This is a genomic window from Ruegeria sp. O11, assembly GCF_056535285.1.
In genome coordinates this window covers 208,642-230,731 of sequence record NZ_JBQERS010000003.1, presented here as the reverse complement: position 1 = coordinate 230,731, position 22,090 = coordinate 208,642, and the positions used below count along the sequence as shown (strand labels likewise).

Here is a 22,090-nt window from a genome sequence, read left to right as displayed (position 1 = left end):
GATCAGATGCCAATCAAGAACCGACTTGCCGAAATGCACGAAGAAATCACCGGTTGGCGGCGGGATATCCATCAACATCCCGAGATCCTCTATGACACCCACCGCACCAGCGCCTTGGTGGCCGAAAAGCTGAAAGAGTTCGGTTGCGATGAGGTCGTGACCGGCATTGGCCGGACCGGTGTTGTTGGCGTGATCAAAGGTAAAACCGACACGCAGGGCCGCGTGATCGGGCTGCGAGCCGATATGGACGCGCTGCCAATGCAAGAGCAGACTGGTCTCGACTATGCGTCGAAGACTGATGGCGCCATGCATGCCTGCGGGCATGATGGCCATACCGCGATGGTTCTGGGGGCGGCGAAATACCTATCGGAGACGCGGAATTTCGATGGCACAGCCATCGTGATCTTCCAACCGGCGGAAGAGGGCGGCAACGGGGCCGAGGCAATGTGCAAGGACGGTCTGATGGACCGTTTCAGCATTCAGGAAGTCTATGCCATGCACAATGTACCCGGTGTGCCGACGGGTCAGTTCGCCATCCGGTCCGGACCACTGCTGGCGGCTGCGGATGAGTTCGACATTCATCTGGAAGGCCGGGGGGGGCACGCGGCTAAACCCCATGAAACCATTGATACGACAGTGATGTTGTCGCAGCTGATTGTGGCGCTGCAAACCATAGTATCGCGCAACGCGGACCCGATCTTACAGGCGGTTCTGTCTGTGACCTCGGTCGAGACCTCATCCAAAGCGTTCAATGTGATCCCTCAATCGGCGCAGGTGCGCGGTACGGTGCGGACGCATTCGAACGAAATGCGCGACCTTATCGAGACGCGGCTGACCGAGGTCGCTCAGGGCATTGCCGACACCTTCGGTGGCACTGTCAAAGTGACCTACACGCGCGGTGTTCCGGTAACGATCAACGCCGAGGAACAGACGGGCTATGCCACTGAGGCTGCTATTTCCGTAGGCGGCAACTGTGGTGAAGCACCGATGGTAATGGGGGGCGAGGATTTCTCGTTCATGCTGGAAGAACGCCCCGGCGCCTTTATCGTGTTGGGCAATGGCGACAGCGCCGGGCTGCACCACCCCGAATACAATTTCAACGATGAGATCATCCCGATGGGATGCTCATGGTTTGCCGAAATGGTCGAGCGCCGGATGCCGGCGGCTTGAGTTAGGAGAGAAAAGACATGCCAGTTAAGAATCGCTTTGCCGAATTGCAGGCTGAAATCACCGAATGGCGACGTGATATTCATGAAAACCCTGAGATTCTGTTTGAAACTCACCGCACCAGCGCCCTGGTCGCGGAAAAGCTAAATGAGTTTGGCTGTGACGAGGTCGTCACTGGGATCGGGCGCACCGGTGTAGTTGGTGTGATTAAGGGCAAATCTGATTCCAACGGAAAGGTCATCGGCCTGCGTGCTGATATGGATGCGCTGCCGATTCTTGAGGCGACGGGGCTGGATTATGCCTCAAAGACCGATGGCGCGATGCATGCCTGTGGTCATGATGGTCATACAGCAATGCTGCTTGGTGCAGCGAAATATCTGTCGGAGACGCGCAATTTCGACGGCACAGTCGTTGTGATTTTCCAACCTGCCGAAGAAGGTGGCGGCGGCGGTCGTGAGATGTGCGAAGACGGCATGATGGAGCGATGGAATATCCAAGAGGTCTACGGCATGCACAACTGGCCGGGCCGTCCGGTGGGCAGTTTCGCCATCCGTCCGGGTTCGTTCTTTGCTGCGACTGATCAGTTTGACATTACCTTTGAGGGCCGCGGTGGCCATGCCGCGAAGCCACAGGAGACCATCGACTCGACCGTCATGACCGCTCAGGCGGTTCTGGCGTTGCAGACGATTGCTTCGCGCAATGCGGACCCGATCGATCAGGTTGTGGTGTCAGTGACGTCGTTCGAGACGTCTTCGAAGGCGTTCAATGTCATTCCGCAAACGGTGCAGATCAAAGGTACCGTGCGTACCATGAGCAAAGAGATGCGTGATTTGGCGGAAAAGCGGATCAATGAGATTTGCAATGGTGTCGCGGCAACGTTCGGTGGAACGGTAGATGTGACCTATATTCGCGGGTATCCGGTCATGGTGAACAGCGACGAACAGACGGATTTTGCTGCCGAGGTGGCGAAGTCGGTCTCGGGAAGCTGTGATGAGGCCCCTCTGGTTATGGGTGGTGAGGATTTCGCGTTTATGCTCGAAGAACGTCCGGGCGCTTATATCCTGGTGGGCAATGGCGACACGGCGATGGTTCACCACCCGGAGTACAATTTCAACGACGAAGCCATTCCTGCAGGATGCAGCTGGTGGGCAGAGATTGTTGAACAACGGATGCCTGCGGCTTGAAGATGAGAGGCGAGGGGCCAGCCCCTCGCGCTCCTCGGGATATTTTTTAGCCAGAAGAAGCGGGATCGGTGCCCAAGGTCAGTGGAGTGAAAGGCGGTTGCACAGCGTGTCGATCACCTCGTCCAACGCGGATTTTTGCGTGTTGACGCAAGCTTGGGCTGCGGTTTGCGCTGCGGCAAGAACATCCTTTTCCGACAGCCATAGGGCGACCGAATCTGAAAGGTCACTGGCAGAATTGACCAAGACCGCGCCGCCGGTTTCGATCAAGGGTGCAAATGTTTCGGCAAAATTGAAGAAGCCCGGACCTGTGATTACCGCGGCCCCAGCTTGCGCAGGTTCGAAAGGGTTGTGGCCTCCGATCTCCTTCAGCGAGCCACCCAGGAAGACGATCGGGCAAAGTGCGTACCAGGTTCCGGTTTCGCCTAATGTATCTGCGACATAAACCTGAGTGTCTGACCTGATCGGCTGATCCGTGCTGCGTTGAGCAGTCGACAGGCCGGCATCGCCTGCGAGTTTAATGACCTCATCCCTGCGCTCAGGGTGGCGCGGGATCAGTAGCAGCAGAAGATCAGGCCAACGCTGCAACAACAACCGATGAGCCGCCAGAACGATTTCTTCCTCACCTGAATGCGTCGAACTGGCAATCCACATTGGGCGTCCAGCGATCTGTGATTTGATCGCGTCTAGTGTTTCCTGCTGGACGGGCAGCGGATCAGACATGGCTTTGAGGTTTGTGCCGGGTTGGACGCGATCAGAATCAGCGCCCATGGCGATCAGGTTGTCGGCTGTTTTGCTGTTTTGAGTTAGAAACAGCTTGAACTGATCCAGAATGAAGCGCGCGGTTTTGGGGCGTTTTTTCCATCCAGTGGCTGATTTGTCTGACAGACGGGCATTGAGCAATGCCAGTGGCGCGCCATTGTTGGTGGCTTCAACAATCAATCGTGGCCAGATTTCGCTTTCGACGAAGATGCCTGCACTGGGCTGCCAATGGTCCAGAAACCGGCGCACCGGAGTCGCGCTGTCCAGCGGTGGGTATTGATGGCGGGTGCGCGTAGGAAGGCGTTTCCCGATCAGTTCCGCGGAAGTCGGGGTACCTGAAGTGATCAGAAATTCGGCTTCCGGCAAGCGATTTCCCAATCGATTGATCAGGCTTAGGACTGAAAGGCTTTCACCTACACTGGCGGCGTGGAACCAGATCAGTTGCCCTTGCGGGCGAGGCAGGCTGGCATGGCCCAGCCGTTCCTGCTGGCGAGTATTGGAGACGCCTGCAGCCTGCAGTTTTCCACGGACTTTACGCCAGACCAGCGGTTCGGCGGTCGTCATCAGGCCGCAGTACAATTTGTACAGCAGAGTAGGCTGTGGGCTTTCGGGCATTTCAGCCGCCTGTATGGCTCATATGACGGCTCATTTGGCCATCGATAGACTGCCTCGAGTAATCGAAGTCATGGCCCTTGGGCTTGAGTTTGATAGCAGCCCGGATCGCCTTTTCAAGCGGTTGCTCCGTATCGGGATGGTCGCGCAGAGGACCGCGCAGATCCACCATGTCTTCTTGACCCAGGCACATATACAGCTCGCCCGTGCAGGTCAGGCGCACGCGATTGCAGCTTTCGCAGAAATTATGCGAAAGGGGTGTGATGAACCCTATTTTCTGACCCGTTTCCTCTAGTCTCACATAGCGCGCCGGGCCGCCGGTGCGTTCAGCCAGATCGGTGACGGCATAGTGGTTTTCGTATTCCTTGCGGACGTCTTTGAGCGACCAATATTGATCTAGGCGGTCCTCGTTGCCGATATCGCCCATGGGCATGACCTCGATCCAGGTCAGGTCCATGTCGCGCTCGGCACACCAGTCAGTGATCTTGGGCAGTTCCGGTTCGTTGAAACCTTTAAGCGCAACAGCGTTGATCTTGACACGCAGCCCGGCCTTTTGCGCCGCGTCGATGCCGTTCAGTACCTGTTTGAGGCGGCCCCAGCGGGTGACCTTAGCGAATTTGTCCTCGTCCAGAGTATCCAGCGATACATTCACACGTCGCACACCCGCCGCATAAAGTTCTTCGGCGAAACGATGCAGCTGTGAACCATTGGTTGTCAGTGTCAGCTCTTTCAGGGCGCCGCTATCCAGATGCCGTGTCATGCTGTTGAAGAAAGACATGATGTTCCGGCGCACCAGAGGCTCTCCTCCAGTGATGCGCAGCTTTTCGACGCCCAGGTTCACGAACGTGGTGCACATGCGGTCCAGTTCTTCCAGCGTCAGAAGGTCCTTTTTGGGGAGGAACTTCATATCCTCGGACATGCAATAGACGCAGCGAAAATCACAGCGGTCCGTGACGGAGACGCGGAGATAGGTGATGGCGCGAGCAAATGGGTCGATTAGCGGAGCTGTCATGGCTCATAGGTAAAGCGGAGGCCCGGCCGCGGCAAGGGCGAACTGCGTTTTAGGGTGGAACAGTCAAGCTTAGAAGAATAGGGTTTTCAGTATGAAATATGCTTTGGTTTTGGTTTGTGTTTTTGTCGCTGGCTGCGATGCCGTTCGGTCCGCCACGGACCGAGTGTTTAGTGGGTCATCCACCGCGCCTGTGACCGCGCCTGCCGCATCAGAGACCGTTGAGGAGGTGCCCGAAACTGTCGTCGCTACGGTCGGTTGGGCGGGTGCAAAAACGACGGTCGCAGGACTTGGCGATCCGAATACGCCGGGACGTTGGCTGCAAACGCCCCTGGTTAAGACCGAAATCAATGGTCGTATCGTTGTACCGCGTACAGGCGCGCAGGCCTATGTTGCGCTTATCCCCGCGCCGGGGCCTGAAGGCGGTGGAAGCCGTTTGTCACTAGAGGCAATGCGCGCATTGCTTGTGCCGTTTGATGAGCTGGTAGAACTGGAAGTCTATTCCGACTGAGCGCGCAGGTATTTGCCCGCTTCTTTACGGGCAAAAGGTTTCATGTTTGCGCCGTGCGTTTCAAGAAATGCGACGACGCGCTGTGAATCGTGCTTTGACAATTCGCGCAGCCACCATGCGATGGCTTTCTGGATAAACCATTCCCGGTCAGGGACATAGCTTGCAGCCCAACCAAGAATACGGTCGCGGCACTCCAATTCTTTCGGTTTGGGGTGGTTCTGTTTGGTCCAGGGCAAGGTGGCGACCAGCGCGGCACGCTTAGTCCACATATGATTTGATTTGGTCCACTGTTCGACTTGATCCAGCCGCGTCGGATCGGCTTTCAGGCGCTTTTGCAATGCCATGCTGGCATGGTCGGCCACTGCCCAGGCGTCGAATTCTGGCAGCCAGCTTTGCAACAGATCCCATACCGCGTCATCGGGGCGGATTCGGGCTTGGGTCAACAGCTTTGCCGCAGCGACCCGTGCTTCATGGATGTTGGTCTGCCACAAACTGTCGGCGACGGCGATGCGGTCAGTGATTTCGAGTTTACGCCGCCACTCCTTGGTCAGATCGTTGAGCACCGGATTCGGAACACCCAGATACGGACGGTCAACCTTGTGATAGGCCGCCACCTGTTCTGCCCGTTCAGGATCGGCATGGGCTTTGATCTGATCGAGATAGGCCTGCATGTGCCGTCACTCGACCGTGACGGATTTTGCCAAATTGCGCGGCTGATCCACATCCGTACCTTTAGCCACCGCCGTGTGGTAGGCCAGCAGTTGCGCGGGCACCGAATAGAGGATCGGGGCAAGGCTGGTGTGCACATGTGGCATACGGATCGTACTCCAAACCCCATCTTCAGCCTCTGCGATACCATCATCATCCGAGACAAGGATAACCTTGCCCTTACGCGCCATCACCTCCTGCATGTTCGAAACTGTCTTGTCGAAAACTGCGTCGCGCGGTGCCATGACAACAACCGGCATATGCTTGTCGATCAGGGCGATGGGGCCGTGTTTCAACTCGCCCGAAGCGTAACCTTCGGCGTGGATGTAGCTAATTTCCTTGAGCTTCAGCGCACCTTCCATGGCCAGAGGGTACATGAGGCCACGGCCCAGGAACAGCACATCGCGTGCTTCGGACAAGCGCTGGGCGGATTGACGAATGGCGTCATTCTGATCCAGCGCAGCATTCAGAACCGTCGGCAATCCGCGCAGCGCTGCCGCGTGATCGGCGATCTCTTCGTCGTTCAGCGTGCCTCGATCTGCAGCGGCTTTGAGGGCAAGCATCAGCAACACGCTAAGCTGACAGGTGAACGCCTTGGTCGAGGCAACACCGATCTCAACACCCGCATGGATTGGTAACGCCACATCGCTTTCGCGCGCAATCGAGCTTTCGGCGACGTTGACGACCGAGACGATCTTGTATGCCTTGCCTTCGCAATAGCGCAGGGCAGCAAGCGTGTCGGCGGTTTCGCCTGACTGGCTGACAAGCAGCGCAAGCGTACGGTCCGAGATCGGAGGCTCGCGATAGCGGAACTCGCTGGCGATATCGACTTCAACTGGCATCTTGGCCAGCTGTTCGAACCAGTATTTCGCCGTCAGGCAGGCATAGAATGCAGTGCCGCAGGCCACCATGGTCAGACGGTCCAGCTTGGTGAAATCCAGATCGTCACCGGGCAACACCACCCGATCGCCTCCGGTCGGAAGATACGAGCGGATGGCTTCGGCCACCACAACAGGCTGCTCGGCAATTTCCTTGGCCATATAGTGCTTGTGGCCGCCTTTGTCGGCACGGGTCTGATCGATTTGAATTTGCCGGACTTCGCGGTTGGCAAGCTCACCGGTTTCGGTTCGAATCTCCAGCGAAGTGCGGGTCAGTACCGCCCGATCGCCTTCTTCAAGATAGGTGATGCGATCGGTCAGCGGGGCCAATGCGATAGCGTCCGAGCCGACAAACATCTCACCATCGCCATGACCTATCGCCAGCGGCGAGCCCTTGCGCGCGGCAACAATCAGGTCTTCCTGCCCGTCGAACAGAAAGGCCAGCGCGAATGCGCCTTTGAGCCGATCGATGGTTTTGAAAGCGGCGTCAACCGGAGATTGTCCTTCGGACATGTACCGTTCTGTCATCAAGGCAACCGTTTCGGTGTCAGTGTCCGTGACGAAGTCAACACCATGCTCGGCCAACTCAGCGCGCAGTTCGCGATAGTTTTCAACGATACCATTGTGCACAACAGCGACAGGTCCCGCCTTGTGTGGGTGCGCGTTGTTCACTGATGGCGCCCCATGGGTCGCCCACCGGGTATGACCGATGCCGGATTTCCCGGCCAATGGCTCATGCACCAAAAGGTCGCTCAGGTTCACCAACTTGCCGACAGCCCGACGACGCCCAAGCGTGCCATCATTAACTGTAGCGATACCAGCACTGTCATAGCCGCGATACTCAAGTCGCTTCAGTGCTTCGACCAGAATAGGGGCGGCTTCGTGGCTGCCCAGAACACCAACAATTCCACACATAATTCAGGCTCCTTTGTCGCGGCGAGCCTTCTTCGCCTTCAACATTTCAAACAATTTGCGCGCGTAGCCGGGCTTATTCTCTTGCTTGGCACGCGCCACCGCCAATGCGTCTGGCTCAACATCCTTGGTCACTACGGTCCCCGTGGCGGTCATCGCGCCGTCACCCAGAGTGACCGGGGCCACCAGCATCGTGTTCGATCCGATGAACACGTTTTCCCCGATGGTCGTTTTGTGCTTCATCACGCCGTCATAGTTGCAGGTGATGGTTCCAGCACCGATATTTGTAGCCGCCCCAACCGAAGCGTCGCCGATATAGCTGAGGTGATTCACCTTTGCGCCTTCTGCGATCTCGGCGTTCTTGATCTCAACAAAGTTGCCGATTTTCGCGTTTTCAGCCAGCTCTGCACCCGGGCGTAGGCGGGCATAGGGTCCGACCACGGAACCTCGGCTGACATGGCAGCCTTCGAGATGCGAAAACGCCCGGATCGTTGCGCCGCTTTCCACGGTTACACCGGGGCCAAAAACCACATTTGGTTCAATGACAGTGTCGCGACCAATCACGGTATCTGCTGCCAGATACACCGTATCAGGTGCCATCAAAGTGACCCCCAGATCAAGTAGTTCGGAGCGCGCCTGTTCTTGGAACACTGCATCCGCTGCCGCCAGATCCGCGCGGGAGTTCACACCCAATGTCTGCGCTTCATCGCAGGCCACGGCAGTTACGTTCAGACCTTTGTCGCGGGCTATCTCAACGACGTCAGTCAAATAATATTCACCCGAGGCATTGTCGTTACCAACCGCATTGATCAGTGAGAAAAGGGTTTCAGCGTCACACGCCAAAAGGCCTGAGTTACAGAAGGTTATGGCGCGTTGTTCGTCAGTAGCATCCTTGAATTCAACAATCCGCTCGAGCGAGTCACCATCCATGACCAAGCGACCATAACGGGCGGGATCTGCAGCTTCGAACCCAAGAATGACCAGATCGTTATTTGTGCGCGCTTCAATCATTCGCTGCAGGGTGTCGGGCTGCAGAAACGGAGTATCGCCATAGAGGACGACCACATCCCCCTGAAAACCATCCAGCGCTGCACGCGCCTGCGCAACCGCATGGGCGGTGCCAAGCTGCTCTTCCTGCACCGCAATGCTGGCGTTTTCATCTTCGGCTTCAGCGACGCGTGCAACGGCTTCCGCGCCGTGGCCGGTAACAATCACGGTGCGCTCGGGTGACAGGACAGCACCGGCACGTATGGCATGAACCAGCATCGGCACCTGGGCAATCGGATGCAGGACCTTGGGAATATCAGAGTTCATCCTTGTGCCTTTTCCGGCGGCAAGAATGACAAGGGCAGTGCTCATGAAATCGTTTTCTCTTTTGTTTTGTCGCCGCCCGTTTTATCCGCTGTGGGCAAAGGCGCAAGCGGTTCAGCCATCAAAGAAGATTGCCGTTTGCAACACGACATGGCGGAAACCCGCCGGTTCAGGAGATAAACATGCGTACGGTAATCTTTGATCTGGATGGAACTTTGGCGGATACATCCGGTGATTTGCTGGCCGCTGCAAACCACTGTTTTCGCGAGATGGGTCATGGGGATGTACTGATGCCCGAGCTTGATGCGGCGGTTTCGGTACGCGGTGCACGCTTGATGTTGTCCCATGGATTGAAGCGGGTCGGCGCCTATGACGCGGACGTCGTCGAAGCCTATTATCCGGTCTTTCTGGACGTCTATGGGCAAGCGATCGATACGCATACCTATTTCTATCCCGGTGCGCTCGAAGCCGTCGAAGCCCTGAAGTGCGCTGGTTATGGCGTAGGTATCTGCACCAACAAGCCAGAAGGCCTTGCTGATCTGCTGCTGTCCCGGATGGGCGCGCGCGATCGTTTCGCTTCGCTGGTAGGAGCCGATACGCTGCCGGTGCGCAAGCCTGATCCTGAGCCTTTGCGTGAAGCAGCGCGCCGCGCCGGGGGGCATCCCGATCATTGCGTGCTGATCGGCGACTCGGATACCGACCGGAACACGGCGCGGGCTGCAGGCGTGCCTTCGGTTCTGGTGACTTTCGGCCCGTCAGGCGATGAAATGGCCGCGCTGGAGCCCGAGGCGTTGCTGCATCATTTTGATGATTTACCGAAACTGGTCTCCGATTTGATCGGAGCGGCCGCGTGATCCCTTGACCCGCTTGAGACTCCGCACCAAAACAAACCTATGACCGAGACATTCACGGGTAATTTCACCCAGCAAGAGCCCATCCCCGAAGACGCCATCGAGGCTGCCGTGGCCGTCCTGCGCCATGGTCGGTTGCATCGTTACAACGTTGCACCTGGCGAGTTGAGCGAAACTGCGCTGTTGGAACAGGAATTCGCCGCCCAGATGGGGGCGAAATACTGTCTGGCGGTCTCATCGGGGGGCTACGCTCTGGCCACAGCGTTGCGGGCAGTTGGCGTAAAGCCGGGTGATCCGGTTCTGACCAACGCATTCACTCTGGCGCCGGTGCCGGGGGCGATTGCGTCGGTAAGCGCAAAGCCGGTCTTTGTTGGTGTGACCGAAGCCCTGGCTATCGATCTGGATGATCTTGAGGCCAAGCTGGATCAGGCGAAGGTACTGATGCTCAGCCACATGCGAGGTCATTTGTGCGATATGGATCGCCTGATACAGATGTGTGATGCGGCGGGTGTGATCGTGATCGAAGATTGCGCTCATACTATGGGAGCGGCGTGGCGCGGGCAGCTGTCAGGGCGGCAGGGGGCCATCGGATGTTACTCGTGCCAGACATATAAACATGTCAATTCGGGCGAGGGCGGGTTGCTGATCACGGATGATCCGGAACTGGCCGCCAAGGCTACGATGTTGTCCGGGTCTTACATGCTTTATGAACGCCATCTGGCAGCGCCCGGGCCGGAGGTTTTCGAGCAGATCAAATACACCACCCCCAATGTCTCGGGCCGGATGGACAATTTGCGTGCGGCGATCTTACGTCCGCAGTTGCGCGATCTGGACCGGCAGGTGCAGCGCTGGAATGAACGATATGATGAAATCGAGCATGGTCTGCGGGGAACACCCGGTTTGAAAATCGTAGAACGGCCCGATGCTGAGACCTATGTCGGTTCGTCGATCCAATTCCTGTTGCTGGACTGGACGCCCGAGCGTATTGCCGAGGTCATCCAGCGCTGTGCCGCGCGCGGGGTTGAACTGAAGTGGTTCGGAGGGGCCGAGCCGTCGGGCTTTACCTCACGCTATGACAGTTGGCGCTATGCTGACAGTACCCCTATGCCGGTCAGTGATCGGATATTGGCCGGGATCATGGATATGCGCGTTCCGCTGACCTTCTCGCTAGAGGATTGTAGCCAAATCGCGCGCATAATCCGGGCTGAGGTCAGCGCGGTCTATCAGTCGTAATCCAGCGGAGTGCGCTTTCAGCGCACGCTCGATTTATTTGAATACGCCGTCCCTTGCCGGGCGGCGTTTTGCGTTGGCCTGCGCGTCGTCGTTGACCGTAGGGGGAATCGCTGCTATTTAATTATTGAACGCTTGTTCATTAATGCAATCGGAGGAGCCCTGCATGTTTATGGCCACAATGCAATTCGATCTGGGCGAGGACGTGAACGCCCTGCGTGAGATGGTCCACCGTTGGGCGCAGGAACGGGTCAAGCCGATGGCGGCCGAGATTGATGCCTCGAACGCCTTTCCGAATGAGCTGTGGAAAGAGATGGGCGACCTTGGCCTGCTGGGCGTCACCGTGCCAGAAGAGTATGGCGGGGCGGGAATGTCCTATCTGGCGCATACCATTGCAGTGGAGGAGGTTGCGCGCGCCTCGGCCTCGGTCTCGTTGTCCTATGGGGCGCATTCGAACCTGTGTGTGAACCAGATCAAGCTGAATGGGACGGATGAGCAGAAAAAGAAATACCTGCCGCGCCTGATTTCGGGCGAAAATGTGGGCGCGCTTGCAATGTCCGAACCCTCGGCCGGATCGGATGTGGTATCGATGAAGCTGCGGGCGGAAAAGCGGAATGATCACTACCGCCTGAATGGCAACAAATATTGGATCACCAATGGGCCAGACGCCGATACTCTGGTCGTTTATGCCAAGACAGACCCCGAGGCCGGATCAAAGGGGATCACGGCCTTCCTAATCGAGAAAGAGATGAAAGGATTCTCGACCTCGCCTCATTTCGACAAGCTGGGGATGCGTGGGTCGAACACGGCCGAGCTGATCTTTGAAGACGTCGAAGTGCCGTTCGAGAATGTTCTGGGCGAAGAGGGCAGGGGCGTTGCCGTTTTGATGTCCGGACTGGATTACGAACGTGTTGTGCTGGCTGGGATCGGGACAGGTATCATGGCGGCCTGTCTGGACGAGGTCATGCCCTATCTGGCCGAGCGCAAACAGTTCGGCAAGCCGATCGGCAGCTTCCAACTGATGCAGGGTAAGATCGCAGATATGTACACCGCGATGAATTCGGCGCGGGCTTATGTCTACGAAGTCGCTAAGGCCTGTGATCGGGGAGATGTGACCCGACAGGATGCGGCAGCGTGCTGCCTATATGCCTCGGAACAGGCGATGGTGCAGGCGCATCAAGCGGTGCAAGCGCTAGGCGGGGCCGGGTTCCTTTCAGATGCGCCGGTCAGTCGGATATTCCGCGATGCCAAGCTGATGGAAATCGGTGCCGGTACCAGCGAAATCCGTCGGATGCTGATCGGCCGTGAGATGATGAACGAAATGCTGTGAGGGAAGGCCCCGCAGTTTTACGAACTCCGGGGCTTTGTTGATTGGATCAGAACGTATGGACGTAGGACACGCCAATAAGGAAGGGATCGATTTCGGCTTTGCCGATGTCGTTGCCGTCCAAAGTGACGTCGGAGTCGATGTCGAACCAACGCACGTTCAGACGCACAGCGCCTTTGTCGGTGACCATGTAGTCCAGACCGGCCTGCAGCGAGACGCCAAAGGAATTGTCCAGATCCAAATCTCCCAGGGGCGAGTCCTCTTCGAAGAAGATGGTGTAGTTCAGACCCGCTCCGACATAGGGCTTCCATGCGCTGTTGGTCGGGAAGTGATAGTTCAGCGAAAGGGTGGGCGGCAGGTGTTTGACGCTGCCTGCGTCGACGCTGCCACCAAGGGTGACGTCATGCTTGTAGGGGGTCGAGGCCAGCAATTCGATCCCGAGGTTGTCCTGAACGAAGTACTCGACGGTGAAGATGGGGCGCGTGTCCGAGTCAACGTCGGCGTCAAACCCAGCGAGCGAGCCGTTGTCGGATTTGGGATCCAGATAACCGACACCTACACCAACAGTCCAATCTCCCTGAGATTGGGCGAACACCGGAGCAGCCAGCGCGACAAGCGCGGTGGAAAGGGACAAAGCGGCGAGTTTCTTTGTCATATTCATGCCTTTGGTTGCGTTAATATGGACCTTGTGGATGGGCCGAGGCCGCCAAACTCTGATCTGCATCAATTTCGCATCGAAATTGCGCCGATGAAGCATGGGTCAACTGCCAGTAAAATAAGGGAGAATCTGAGTGTCTCCTGCTAGGGTCATACCGGGTCTGCGCGGTGATCAATGCTGGGCCATACCGGATCGATTGAATATGGCGCGACAGTGCCTTTCTCAGCCTTCAGAAAAGGTTGCGATACTGGACCTGACGGCCTCTGATCCGCGTGAAGTTACGTTCGGCGATTTGGGTGAAATGGTAGATGGTATTGCGCGTGCTCTGATCAACGACGTCCGACCCGGTGATCGGGTGGGTGTGTTGCTGAGCCAGTCGCCCTGGTGTGCGGCGGCACATTTGGCGATCTGGAAAATCGGCGCGATTTCGGTACCACTGTTCAAGTTGTTCAAACACGATGCGCTATCATCGCGTGTCGGTGACGCGGGCTTAAAATTTGTTCTGACAGATCCCGAAGGGGCCGCGCTTGTCGGTGATCTGGCCAAACCAATTCTTATCGATCAGATGGGGCAAGAAGGACCACCTGTCCCGTTTGCCGACACCAGCCCCGAGGACCCTGCGGTATTGATCTACACCTCAGGCACCACCGGTAGCCCAAAGGGGGCACTGCACGGGCACCGGGTACTGACGGGTCACCTGCCGGGCGTATCGATCAGCCACAATCATCTGCGTCAGGGGGATTGTCTGTGGACACCGGCAGACTGGGCTTGGATCGGCGGTCTGTTCGATGTGCTGATGCCCGGTCTAGCGCTGGGTGTACCGGTCGTTGCGGCGAGGTTGGATAAGTTCACTCCCGAGGCCTGCACTGATCTCGTCATGCGTGGCGGGGTACGGAATGTGTTCTTCCCGCCGACCGCCCTTCGTATGTTGAAAGCTGCGGACCAGACGATCCCCGGTTTGCGCTCGGTCGCGTCCGGAGGGGAGCCTCTGGGGGCCGAGATGTTGGCCTGGGGTAAAAAGGCGTTTGGCCTGACGATCAACGAATTTTACGGCCAGACCGAATGCAATATGGTCGTGTCCTCCTGCGCTGAGGATTTCCCGGTGCACCCCGGCTGTATCGGCAAGCCGGTGCCCGGGCATGAAGTTGCGGTGATTGATGGCGACGGCCGGCCAACCAATGAAGAGGGCGACGTCGCTATCCGGCGTGGCTCGGCCTCGATGATGCTGGAATACTGGAGCCGGCCCGATGCGACCGCTGAGAAATTCCGGGGTGGCTGGCTGATCACCGGAGACCGTGGCGTGTGGGAGGGCGACTATCTGCGCTTTGTCGGTCGCGATGATGACGTGATCACGTCGGCCGGATACCGCATCGGACCCGCTGAGATCGAAGATTGCCTGCTGACCCATCCGGCAGTGGCAACGGTGGGCGTGGTCGGTAAGCCTGATCCGCTGCGGACCGAGATTGTGAAGGCCTATGTGGTGTTGAAACCGGGCGCTGAGGCTGCGGAGCAGGAGTTGCAGGATTGGGTCAAGGACCGTCTGGCTCAGTACTCCTATCCGCGCGAGGTGGCGTTTCTGGACGAGTTGCCGATGACGGTGACGGGGAAGGTGATCCGGAAGGAACTGAAGGCGCGGGCTGCAGGGGAGGCAATTACATGATGCGAATTGCAGTTGCTGCGATGCTGGTTCCATCGCTTGTTTCCGCTCAGGGCGCTTGGGTAGACCAGTCGTACATTCAACAGTGTTTTTCCCAGTCGCAGCAGGGCGATAGCTTGTCCTCATGTCTCGGCGCAGCTGCCAATACCTGCCAAACGATACCGGGAAATGAAACAACCATTGGCGTCACCGAGTGTATTCAAGCCGAAACCCAAGTTTGGGATTCATTTCTGAACGAACAGTATAAACTGCGTAGAGCGGAACTGGCTGAACAAAGTCCCGAACTTTCGGACCAGTTGCGAGATGCTCAGCGCGCATGGATCGGGTTTCGGGACGCTGAATGCGCTCTGGCCTACGGCATATGGTCTGGTGGAACGATACGCTCGATTGTAGCCGCAACTTGCTTGCTGACCGAAACCGCTGAACGCGTTGTGGAATTGCGCGACTTGGGGAAGATGGAATGAAACTAAAATCCAAAGCCATACCAACCTCCGAGGGGTTCAAGGCGAACCGAGCTGCACATCTGGATGCGCTGGCACATATCTCTGAGGCCGCCGAAGCCGCCCGCATGGGGGGCGGTGCGAAATCCCGCGCGCGGCATGAATCACGGGGCAAGATGCTGCCCAGACGTCGGGTAGCGAATCTGCTTGATCCGGGCTCTCCGTTTCTGGAAATCGGGGCGACGGCGGCGCATGGAATGTATGGTGATGCAGCGCCCTGTGCCGGGGTGATCGCCGGGATTGGCAGGGTGCAGGGACGCGAGGTCATGGTGGTGTGTAACGATGCCACCGTGAAGGGCGGCACATATTATCCAATGACCGTCAAGAAACATCTTCGGGCGCAGGAGATCGCCGAGGAAAACCATCTGCCCTGCATCTATCTGGTCGATAGCGGCGGTGCGAACCTGCCCAATCAGGATGAGGTCTTTCCCGACCGCGACCACTTTGGCCGCATCTTTTACAATCAGGCGCGGATGAGCGCGAAGGGTATTCCTCAGATCGCCGTGGTGATGGGATCCTGCACGGCGGGCGGGGCTTATGTGCCCGCGATGTCCGATGTGACGATCATCGTGAAGGAACAGGGTACGATCTTTCTGGCCGGGCCGCCTCTGGTCAAGGCCGCGACCGGAGAGGTTGTCAGCGCTGAGGATCTGGGCGGTGGCGATGTGCATACGCGCCTGTCTGGTGTGGCGGATTATCTGGCCGAAGATGACGCCCATGCTTTGGCTCTGGCCCGGCGCGCCGTCGGGTCGTTGGGCGGTGCCGGGCTGAAGCCCGGCCTACGGTTCGAGGCATCCGAGGAGCCAGATTACGACCCAGAAGAGGTACTTGGCGTTGTCCCTGCTGATCTGAGAACCCCCTATGACATTCGGGAGGTGATTGCGCGTCTGGTCGATGGCTCTCGGTTTGATGAGTTCAAGCCGCGTTTTGGTGAGACGCTGGTGACCGGTTTCGCCCATGTCAAAGGCTGCCCGGTTGGGATCATCGCAAACAATGGCGTGTTGTTCTCGGAGGCTGCGCAGAAGGGCGCGCATTTTGTCGAGCTGTGTTCGCAGCGCAAAACACCGCTGGTATTCCTGCAGAACATCACCGGCTTCATGGTTGGCCGCAAATACGAAAACGAAGGCATCGCGCGGCATGGGGCCAAGATGGTTACGGCGGTGGCGACGACGAGCGTTCCCAAGATCACCATGCTGGTCGGCGGTTCTTTCGGAGCTGGAAACTACGGCATGGCAGGTCGCGCCTATCAGCCTCGATTCCTATGGACCTGGCCGAATTCGCGCATCTCGGTGATGGGGGGCGAGCAAGCTGCGGGCGTTCTTGCCACCGTCAAGCGCGATGGGATCGAACGGCAGGGTGGCACGTGGTCGGCCGAGGAAGAGGCTGAATTCAAACGCCCGACGCTGGGCATGTTCGAGGAGCAGTCGCACCCGCTTTATGCATCGGCCCGTCTCTGGGATGACGGCATTATCGACCCGCGCAAAAGTCGCGACGTACTGTCCCTGTCCCTAAGTGCCGCTCTGAACGCCCCAATCGAGGAGACACGTTTCGGCGTGTTCAGGATGTAAGGTAGGTCATGATCTGGATTATTAATACACCTCGAAACTACCCGGCCACGTACGGAACCTATTACGATCAGTTCAATTTCTATGACGGGCGAAAGGAATGGGAAGAGTCGATTGCGACCATTCCCGAGCCTGCTGTGCATTTGTTCTGCGTTCATTGGCTTCACCTCGAAGTTTCTAACGGCGGCTTCGAGCAGTATTTTTGGAACTCGACTGGAACGACGGCGCCGGAGGCATCGGCAGGATATCTGGCGATCGGAATGCCGGATGTGGTCGAAGTAGTTCGTGCCGCCATGGACAGGCTTCAAACTCCATACCCTTGCGAGAAACCGGATAGGGAAGATTTGCTTTCTGATGAAAATCTCGAATTCGATTTCGACGATCTGGACAGACGGTTTTTCGACCTAGCGGATACCGAAAAGTTCTTTCGTCGCCGCCCGAAATTCGTTCCGTATGCAGAGCAATACGCCAAGGTTGCCATTGCCAACGGTCTGCTGTCAAAACCGGAGGGGTGGGATGTTTTGTAAGATTTTAATTGCAAACCGGGGTGAAATCGCTTGCCGTGTGATGGAAACCGCTCAGAAGATGGGCGTATCCTGCGTGGCTGTTTATTCGGATGCCGATGCCTCGGCCAAGCATGTGCAGATGGCCGATGAGGCTGTTCATATCGGCGGCGCGGCCCCGGCTGATAGCTATCTGAAAGGTGATGTGATCATTCAGGCGGCGCTGGATTCTGGCGCGCAAGCGATCCATCCGGGCTATGGCTTTCTGTCCGAGAATCCAGACTTCGTGGATGCGGTTGAGGCAGCAGGCCTGACCTTCATCGGCCCATCGGCGGACGCAATCCGTAAGATGGGCCTTAAGGACGCGGCCAAGGTGTTAATGGAGAATGCAGGCGTTCCGGTTGTGCCCGGTTATCATGGCGACAATCAAGACCCCGAACACCTGGCAGGCGCGGCGGATACCATTGGTTATCCTGTTCTGATCAAGGCCGTTGCAGGTGGCGGCGGCAAGGGGATGCGGTTGGTTGAGAAGCCCGAGGAATTCTCGGCTGCTTTGGACAGCGCGCGCGGTGAGGCCAAGACGGCCTTTGGTAATGACGCGGTACTGGTCGAGAAATTCGTCGCCAAACCACGTCATATCGAGGTGCAGGTTTTTGGGGATGGCACCCATGCGGTGCATCTGTTTGAACGGGACTGCTCGTTGCAGCGGCGGCACCAGAAGGTGATCGAAGAGGCTCCGGCCCCCGGCATGACCGTTGAAATGCGCGATGCGATGGGGCAGGCGGGCGTGCGCGCGGCAGAAGCGATTGGATACAAGGGCGCAGGGACGGTTGAGTTCATCGTCGATGCCTCGGACGGGCTGCGGCCTGATCGGTTCTGGTTCATGGAGATGAACACGCGCCTGCAAGTCGAACATCCGGTGACCGAGGCAATAACGGGTGTCGATCTGGTCGAATGGCAGTTACGGGTAGCTGCGGGTGAAAGCCTGCCGAAACAGCAGGGTGATTTGTCGATCAACGGACATTCATTCGAGGCGCGGCTTTATGCCGAAGATGTACCCAAGGGTTTTTTGCCTGCGACGGGTACGCTGACCCATCTGCAGTTTCCGCAAGAGTGTCGCGCCGATAGTGGCGTCCGGGCCGGAGATACGATCAGCCCTTGGTACGATCCCATGATCGCCAAGGTCGTGGTGCATGGCCCGACGCGTGCGGTTGCTTTGGAAAGCCTGCACCGCGTCCTGCGCCAGACCGAGGTCGCCGGGACGGTAACCAACCTTGCGTTTCTTGGGGCTCTTACGCGGCACAGCGGGTTTGCGTCAGGCGACGTGGATACCGGGCTGATCGGACGGGATCTTGACGAACTGGTGCAGGCATCTAGCACAAGCAACGCATCAGCCGTGGCTGCAGCGATGACGGCGTTGGGCCTGGTTGAGACGGTCTCGGAAACGGGCTTTACGCTATGGGCGCCGCTACATCGCGCCGTGCAACTGCTGCGGGAAGGAGAGGTTGTTGATCTGGATGTCCAGGTCGAAGGCCCGGATCGTCAGATTTGGGAGATCGAAGGCACGCAGCTAATCGCGCAACGCCGTGGCTCTGGCTGGACCATTGATGGGACACCTATGCCAAATGTTGTCATGGCCGGGTCTCAGGTCACAGTATTTGACGACTATGGGCAGGTGTTTGAGGTTGTTGATCCTTTGGACCGCGACGCAAGCGCGGCGGGTGACACCAATGTGATCGAGGCGCCGATGCCAGGTCTGGTCAAAGCCGTCTTTGCCTCAGCGGGGCAGGCGGTGAAAGAAGGCGACCGGCTGGCCATTCTGGAAGCGATGAAGATGGAGCATTCACTGTTGGCCGCCCGCGATGGCGTGGTTGCAGAAGTGCTGGCCGAAGCGGGAGCACAGGTCGAGGCCGGGGCAGCGCTGGTTCGGTTGGCCGAGGATTGATCTGTTCGGCCTGTGGATTGCGTGGCACAGTCGGGCCATCCGTAATTGAAACGATAAGAAACCGGGAAGGGATGCGCTGATGAAAGAACGGGTCGAGATTTTCGAGGTCGGTCCGCGGGATGGCCTGCAGAACGAACAGCGCGAGATCCCGGTGGCCGAGAAAGTCGCCTTGATCGATTGCCTCAGCCGTGGCGGGTTCAACCGGATTGAGGTTGCAAGCTTTGTCTCACCGAGATGGGTGCCGCAAATGGCAGGCAGCGGTGAGGTTCTGGCCGGGATCAAGCGGGCAGAAGGCGTTCGTTATGCGGCTCTGACGCCGAACATGCGTGGGTATGAGGACGCGTTGGCGGCCAAGGCGGATGAGATTGCAGTGTTTGCCTCGGCCTCCGAAGGATTTTCGAAGGCAAATATTAACGCGACCATCGCCGAATCCATCGAACGGTTCGTGCCGATCCTTGAGGCCGCGCGGCATATCGATTTGCCCGTGCGTGGTTATGTGTCCTGCGTGACTGATTGCCCCTATGACGGCCCGACCCCGCCCGAAAAGGTGGCCGAGGTGGCGGACGCATTGTTCGCGCATGGCTGCTACGAGATTTCGCTGGGCGATACGATTGGGCAAGGGACCCCGGACAAGATCGCGCATATGCTGTTGGCCGTGCGCGAACGGGTCCCGGTCACTCGGCTTGCTGGGCATTTCCATGACACCAACGGGCGGGCGATCGACAATATCGATGCTTCTTTGGCGCTGGGTGTACGGGTGTTTGATGCCGCCGTCGGCGGGCTCGGGGGGTGCCCCTATGCGCCAGGTGCAGCGGGTAATGTGGCAACCGAAGCGGTGGCCGCGCATCTGGAACGGTTGGGATATGAAACCGGGTTGGACGCGTCTGTGCTGGAAGAAGCTGCAGACATGGCGCGGGCTATGCGAGCGGAATAGAAATGTACGAAACGATAACTTTAAAGACAGATGGTCGTGGCGTAGCCACGTTAACGCTGGATCGACCAGAGAAGCACAATGCGCTGTCGGCGCAGATGATTGCTGAACTGACACAAGCCGCCGGGCAACTCGCCAGTGATGAAGCTGTCCGGGTGGTGATTCTGGCCGCGTCAGGCAAAAGCTTTTGCGCCGGGGGTGATCTGGGTTGGATGCAGGCGCAGATGGCCGCCGATCCCGATACGCGCTTCACCGAGGCGCGCAAGCTGGCCGAGATGCTGAATGCCCTGAATACGCTGCCCAAGCCTCTGATTGGCGCATTGCAGGGCAATGCGTTTGGTGGTGGAGTGGGAATGGCCTCGGTCTGTGATGTGGCGATCGGGGTGGATAGCCTGAAGATGGGCCTGACCGAAACGCGACTTGGCCTGATCCCGGCCACGATTGGCCCCTATGTTATTGCTCGTATGGGTGAGGCAAGGTCGCGGCGGGTCTTCATGTCCGCACGTCTCTTTGATGCAGCGGAGGCTGTCGAGCTGGGCTTGTTGGCGCGCGCGGTGCCCGCTGATGCCTTGGCAGAGGCGGTCGAGGCCGAAGTGCGTCCCTATCTGTCCTGCGCGCCAGGCGCTGTTTCTTCGGCAAAGCAATTGATCCAATCGTTGGGACCACGCATTGACGATGCTGTGATCGACCACACCATTCGACAGTTGGTAACGCGTTGGGAAACCGACGAGGCGCAAGAGGGAATCAGGGCCTTCTTCGATAAACGAAAACCTGCATGGAATAGGTAGGTTTAGCCGCGTCGGGCCGTTGCAAGGTATTCTAAGCCATAGCCTGCTGGGCGATTGTAATAATGCCCATCTGCGCGTTTCTGTTCGGTTGACCCTCTGACCCCACAGGGATAGAGAATGTCCAGTCAACTCGCCAATTGACGGCGCACCCTTTCGGGACATGCGCAGGAAAGGAGCTATACGTGGAAGACCTGTTGCGGGAGTACCTCCCGATCCTGGTGTTTCTGGCCGTCGCTATAGGCCTTGGAATCGTCTTGATTCTCGCTGCTGTAGTGCTTGCCGTCCGCAATCCAGACCCTGAAAAAGTTAGTGCATATGAATGTGGCTTTAACGCATTCGACGATGCGCGGATGAAATTCGACGTCCGATTCTATCTGGTCGCGATTCTCTTCATCATCTTCGATCTGGAAATCGCCTTCCTGTTTCCCTGGGCTGTTGGCTTCAAAGACATCAGCGATGTTGGGTTTTGGTCCATGATGGTGTTCCTGGCGGTGCTGACCATCGGCTTTGCCTATGAATGGAAGAAAGGGGCCCTGGAATGGGAGTGATGACGGGCGCAAACACCGCGGGCGTCGACAAAGAAGTCGCCACCCAGGCCCTGAATGCCGAGCTGCAGGACAAAGGTTTCCTGCTGACTTCGACCGAAGACATCATCAACTGGGCCCGTACCGGTAGCTTGCACTGGATGACCTTTGGTCTGGCCTGCTGCGCGGTTGAGATGATGCACACGTCGATGCCGCGTTATGATGCGGAACGGTTTGGCATTGCCCCCCGAGCGTCCCCGCGTCAGTCGGATGTGATGATCGTGGCCGGAACCCTGACCAACAAGATGGCCCCTGCGCTGCGCAAGGTCTACGACCAGATGCCGGAACCGCGCTATGTGATCTCAATGGGCTCCTGTGCGAATGGCGGTGGTTATTACCACTATTCCTATTCTGTCGTGCGCGGTTGTGACCGGGTTGTGCCCGTGGACATCTATGTGCCCGGCTGCCCTCCGACCGCAGAGGCGCTACTTTATGGGTTGATGCAGCTGCAACGCAAAATCCGCCGCACCGGCACGATTGTTCGCTGAGGGAGAGGGCAG

At 57.9% G+C, this 22,090-nt stretch carries 21 protein-coding genes; 15 read left to right on the top strand and 6 right to left on the bottom strand.

Translation table 11 applies throughout. The features are described from left to right. Positions 1-6 precede the first annotated feature (6 nt). Entirely contained in the window at positions 7-1,170 is a 1,164-nt protein-coding gene (locus ACRZ91_RS09435; protein WP_480904593.1) for a M20 aminoacylase family protein, read from the top strand. A gap of 17 nt (positions 1,171-1,187) precedes the next feature. Further along, on the top strand, positions 1,188-2,351 hold the full coding sequence (locus ACRZ91_RS09430) for a M20 aminoacylase family protein (protein WP_480904590.1): 1,164 nt from the start codon (positions 1,188-1,190) through the stop codon (positions 2,349-2,351). A 78-nt stretch (positions 2,352-2,429) separates the two neighbouring features. Here the strand turns inward: ACRZ91_RS09430 and ACRZ91_RS09425 are convergent, their stop codons facing one another. Then, a complete protein-coding gene (locus tag ACRZ91_RS09425) occupies positions 2,430-3,725 on the bottom strand; it encodes a 3-deoxy-D-manno-octulosonic acid transferase (protein WP_480904587.1) in 1,296 nt (431 codons plus the stop codon). 1 nt (position 3,726) lies between these two features. Beyond that, the gene (moaA, locus tag ACRZ91_RS09420) at positions 3,727-4,734 is read right to left on the bottom strand and encodes a GTP 3',8-cyclase MoaA (protein WP_480904584.1); all 1,008 of its coding nucleotides are present in this window, start codon (positions 4,732-4,734) and stop codon (positions 3,727-3,729) included. Between the two features lie 91 nt (positions 4,735-4,825). Here moaA and ACRZ91_RS09415 point away from each other — a divergent pair, with 91 nt between their 5' ends. Next, complete coding sequence (locus ACRZ91_RS09415; RefSeq protein WP_480904581.1) at positions 4,826-5,242, top strand: hypothetical protein; 417 nt, start codon at positions 4,826-4,828, stop codon at positions 5,240-5,242. Here the strand turns inward: ACRZ91_RS09415 and ACRZ91_RS09410 are convergent. Genes ACRZ91_RS09410 through glmU form a run of 3 tightly spaced genes read right to left on the bottom strand, consistent with a single transcriptional unit; the run spans position 5,230 to position 9,099 of the window. Next, on the bottom strand, positions 5,230-5,913 hold the full coding sequence (locus ACRZ91_RS09410; RefSeq protein ID WP_480904578.1) for a DNA alkylation repair protein: 684 nt from the start codon (positions 5,911-5,913) through the stop codon (positions 5,230-5,232). The two genes, ACRZ91_RS09415 and ACRZ91_RS09410, sit on opposite strands and share 13 nt — an antisense overlap. Positions 5,914-5,919: 6 nt before the next feature. Continuing rightward, positions 5,920-7,743: a glutamine--fructose-6-phosphate transaminase (isomerizing) gene (gene glmS / locus ACRZ91_RS09405; RefSeq protein ID WP_480904575.1), complete on the bottom strand. Its 1,824-nt coding sequence runs from the start codon at positions 7,741-7,743 to the stop codon at positions 5,920-5,922. Between the two features lie 3 nt (positions 7,744-7,746). Further along, positions 7,747-9,099, bottom strand: a complete 1,353-nt coding sequence (gene glmU, locus ACRZ91_RS09400) for a bifunctional UDP-N-acetylglucosamine diphosphorylase/glucosamine-1-phosphate N-acetyltransferase GlmU (RefSeq protein ID WP_480904572.1) — start codon at positions 9,097-9,099, stop codon at positions 7,747-7,749. A gap of 134 nt (positions 9,100-9,233) precedes the next feature. Between glmU and ACRZ91_RS09395 the strand changes: the two genes are divergently transcribed. The 3 genes from ACRZ91_RS09395 (at position 9,234) to ACRZ91_RS09385 (ending at position 12,462) form a co-directional block, all read left to right on the top strand. Beyond that, the gene (locus tag ACRZ91_RS09395) at positions 9,234-9,905 is read left to right on the top strand and encodes an HAD-IA family hydrolase (protein WP_170543398.1); all 672 of its coding nucleotides are present in this window, start codon (positions 9,234-9,236) and stop codon (positions 9,903-9,905) included. A 39-nt stretch (positions 9,906-9,944) separates the two neighbouring features. Continuing rightward, positions 9,945-11,135, top strand: coding sequence for a DegT/DnrJ/EryC1/StrS family aminotransferase (locus ACRZ91_RS09390; RefSeq protein WP_480904569.1), 1,191 nt, complete (start codon positions 9,945-9,947; stop codon positions 11,133-11,135). 163 nt (positions 11,136-11,298) lie between these two features. Beyond that, complete coding sequence (locus ACRZ91_RS09385) at positions 11,299-12,462, top strand: isovaleryl-CoA dehydrogenase (RefSeq protein WP_480904566.1); 1,164 nt, start codon at positions 11,299-11,301, stop codon at positions 12,460-12,462. Positions 12,463-12,508: 46 nt separating this feature from the next. Here the strand turns inward: ACRZ91_RS09385 and ACRZ91_RS09380 are convergent, their stop codons facing one another. Further along, the gene (locus ACRZ91_RS09380; protein WP_480904563.1) at positions 12,509-13,114 is read right to left on the bottom strand and encodes an OmpW/AlkL family protein; all 606 of its coding nucleotides are present in this window, start codon (positions 13,112-13,114) and stop codon (positions 12,509-12,511) included. Between the two features lie 136 nt (positions 13,115-13,250). On the opposite strand from ACRZ91_RS09380, the gene ACRZ91_RS09375 reads away from it, so the two are divergent. The 9 genes from ACRZ91_RS09375 (at position 13,251) to ACRZ91_RS09335 (ending at position 22,078) form a co-directional block, all read left to right on the top strand. After that, positions 13,251-14,777, top strand: a complete 1,527-nt coding sequence (locus ACRZ91_RS09375) for an AMP-binding protein (RefSeq protein WP_480904560.1) — start codon at positions 13,251-13,253, stop codon at positions 14,775-14,777. Further along, positions 14,774-15,238 (top strand): lysozyme inhibitor LprI family protein, encoded by a 465-nt coding sequence (locus tag ACRZ91_RS09370; RefSeq protein ID WP_480904558.1) that lies wholly within the window; start codon positions 14,774-14,776, stop codon positions 15,236-15,238. The genes ACRZ91_RS09375 and ACRZ91_RS09370 overlap by 4 nt, the downstream gene beginning before the upstream one ends. After that, positions 15,235-16,842, top strand: coding sequence for a carboxyl transferase domain-containing protein (locus tag ACRZ91_RS09365; RefSeq protein WP_480904555.1), 1,608 nt, complete (start codon positions 15,235-15,237; stop codon positions 16,840-16,842). Before ACRZ91_RS09370 ends, ACRZ91_RS09365 begins: the two co-directional genes overlap by 4 nt. 8 nt (positions 16,843-16,850) lie before the next feature. Further along, positions 16,851-17,366 carry a DMP19 family protein gene (locus ACRZ91_RS09360; RefSeq protein WP_480904552.1) on the top strand — a complete coding sequence of 172 codons (516 nt, stop codon included), beginning with the start codon at positions 16,851-16,853 and terminating at the stop codon, positions 17,364-17,366. Further along, a complete protein-coding gene (locus ACRZ91_RS09355) occupies positions 17,356-19,287 on the top strand; it encodes an acetyl/propionyl/methylcrotonyl-CoA carboxylase subunit alpha (protein WP_480904549.1) in 1,932 nt (643 codons plus the stop codon). Before ACRZ91_RS09360 ends, ACRZ91_RS09355 begins: the two co-directional genes overlap by 11 nt. Positions 19,288-19,366: 79 nt before the next feature. Next, the gene (locus ACRZ91_RS09350) at positions 19,367-20,221 is read left to right on the top strand and encodes a hydroxymethylglutaryl-CoA lyase (RefSeq protein WP_170543416.1); all 855 of its coding nucleotides are present in this window, start codon (positions 19,367-19,369) and stop codon (positions 20,219-20,221) included. A gap of 2 nt (positions 20,222-20,223) precedes the next feature. Continuing rightward, a complete protein-coding gene (locus tag ACRZ91_RS09345; RefSeq protein ID WP_170543418.1) occupies positions 20,224-21,006 on the top strand; it encodes a crotonase/enoyl-CoA hydratase family protein in 783 nt (260 codons plus the stop codon). Between the two features lie 182 nt (positions 21,007-21,188). Continuing rightward, entirely contained in the window at positions 21,189-21,554 is a 366-nt protein-coding gene (locus tag ACRZ91_RS09340; protein WP_480716411.1) for an NADH-quinone oxidoreductase subunit A, read from the top strand. Then, positions 21,545-22,078 carry a NuoB/complex I 20 kDa subunit family protein gene (locus ACRZ91_RS09335; protein WP_010442777.1) on the top strand — a complete coding sequence of 178 codons (534 nt, stop codon included), beginning with the start codon at positions 21,545-21,547 and terminating at the stop codon, positions 22,076-22,078. Before ACRZ91_RS09340 ends, ACRZ91_RS09335 begins: the two co-directional genes overlap by 10 nt. Positions 22,079-22,090 lie beyond the last annotated feature (12 nt).

Excerpts from the sequence above, each read along its gene's own strand:
- ACRZ91_RS09435 (WP_480904593.1), top strand. The coding sequence starts at position 7 with ATGCCAATCAAGAACCGACTTGCCGAAATGCACGAAGAAATCACCGGT.
- ACRZ91_RS09430 (WP_480904590.1), top strand. The coding sequence starts at position 1,188 with ATGCCAGTTAAGAATCGCTTTGCCGAATTGCAGGCTGAAATCACCGAA.
- ACRZ91_RS09425 (WP_480904587.1), bottom strand. The coding sequence starts at position 3,725 with ATGCCCGAAAGCCCACAGCCTACTCTGCTGTACAAATTGTACTGCGGC.
- moaA (WP_480904584.1), bottom strand. The coding sequence starts at position 4,734 with ATGACAGCTCCGCTAATCGACCCATTTGCTCGCGCCATCACCTATCTC.
- ACRZ91_RS09415 (WP_480904581.1), top strand. The coding sequence starts at position 4,826 with ATGAAATATGCTTTGGTTTTGGTTTGTGTTTTTGTCGCTGGCTGCGAT.
- ACRZ91_RS09410 (WP_480904578.1), bottom strand. The coding sequence starts at position 5,913 with ATGCAGGCCTATCTCGATCAGATCAAAGCCCATGCCGATCCTGAACGG.
- glmS (WP_480904575.1), bottom strand. The coding sequence starts at position 7,743 with ATGTGTGGAATTGTTGGTGTTCTGGGCAGCCACGAAGCCGCCCCTATT.
- glmU (WP_480904572.1), bottom strand. The coding sequence starts at position 9,099 with ATGAGCACTGCCCTTGTCATTCTTGCCGCCGGAAAAGGCACAAGGATG.
- ACRZ91_RS09395 (WP_170543398.1), top strand. The coding sequence starts at position 9,234 with ATGCGTACGGTAATCTTTGATCTGGATGGAACTTTGGCGGATACATCC.
- ACRZ91_RS09390 (WP_480904569.1), top strand. The coding sequence starts at position 9,945 with ATGACCGAGACATTCACGGGTAATTTCACCCAGCAAGAGCCCATCCCC.
- ACRZ91_RS09385 (WP_480904566.1), top strand. The coding sequence starts at position 11,299 with ATGTTTATGGCCACAATGCAATTCGATCTGGGCGAGGACGTGAACGCC.
- ACRZ91_RS09380 (WP_480904563.1), bottom strand. The coding sequence starts at position 13,114 with ATGACAAAGAAACTCGCCGCTTTGTCCCTTTCCACCGCGCTTGTCGCG.
- ACRZ91_RS09370 (WP_480904558.1), top strand. The coding sequence starts at position 14,774 with ATGATGCGAATTGCAGTTGCTGCGATGCTGGTTCCATCGCTTGTTTCC.
- ACRZ91_RS09365 (WP_480904555.1), top strand. The coding sequence starts at position 15,235 with ATGAAACTAAAATCCAAAGCCATACCAACCTCCGAGGGGTTCAAGGCG.
- ACRZ91_RS09360 (WP_480904552.1), top strand. The coding sequence starts at position 16,851 with ATGATCTGGATTATTAATACACCTCGAAACTACCCGGCCACGTACGGA.
- ACRZ91_RS09355 (WP_480904549.1), top strand. The coding sequence starts at position 17,356 with ATGTTTTGTAAGATTTTAATTGCAAACCGGGGTGAAATCGCTTGCCGT.
- ACRZ91_RS09350 (WP_170543416.1), top strand. The coding sequence starts at position 19,367 with ATGAAAGAACGGGTCGAGATTTTCGAGGTCGGTCCGCGGGATGGCCTG.
- ACRZ91_RS09345 (WP_170543418.1), top strand. The coding sequence starts at position 20,224 with ATGTACGAAACGATAACTTTAAAGACAGATGGTCGTGGCGTAGCCACG.
- ACRZ91_RS09335 (WP_010442777.1), top strand. The coding sequence starts at position 21,545 with ATGGGAGTGATGACGGGCGCAAACACCGCGGGCGTCGACAAAGAAGTC.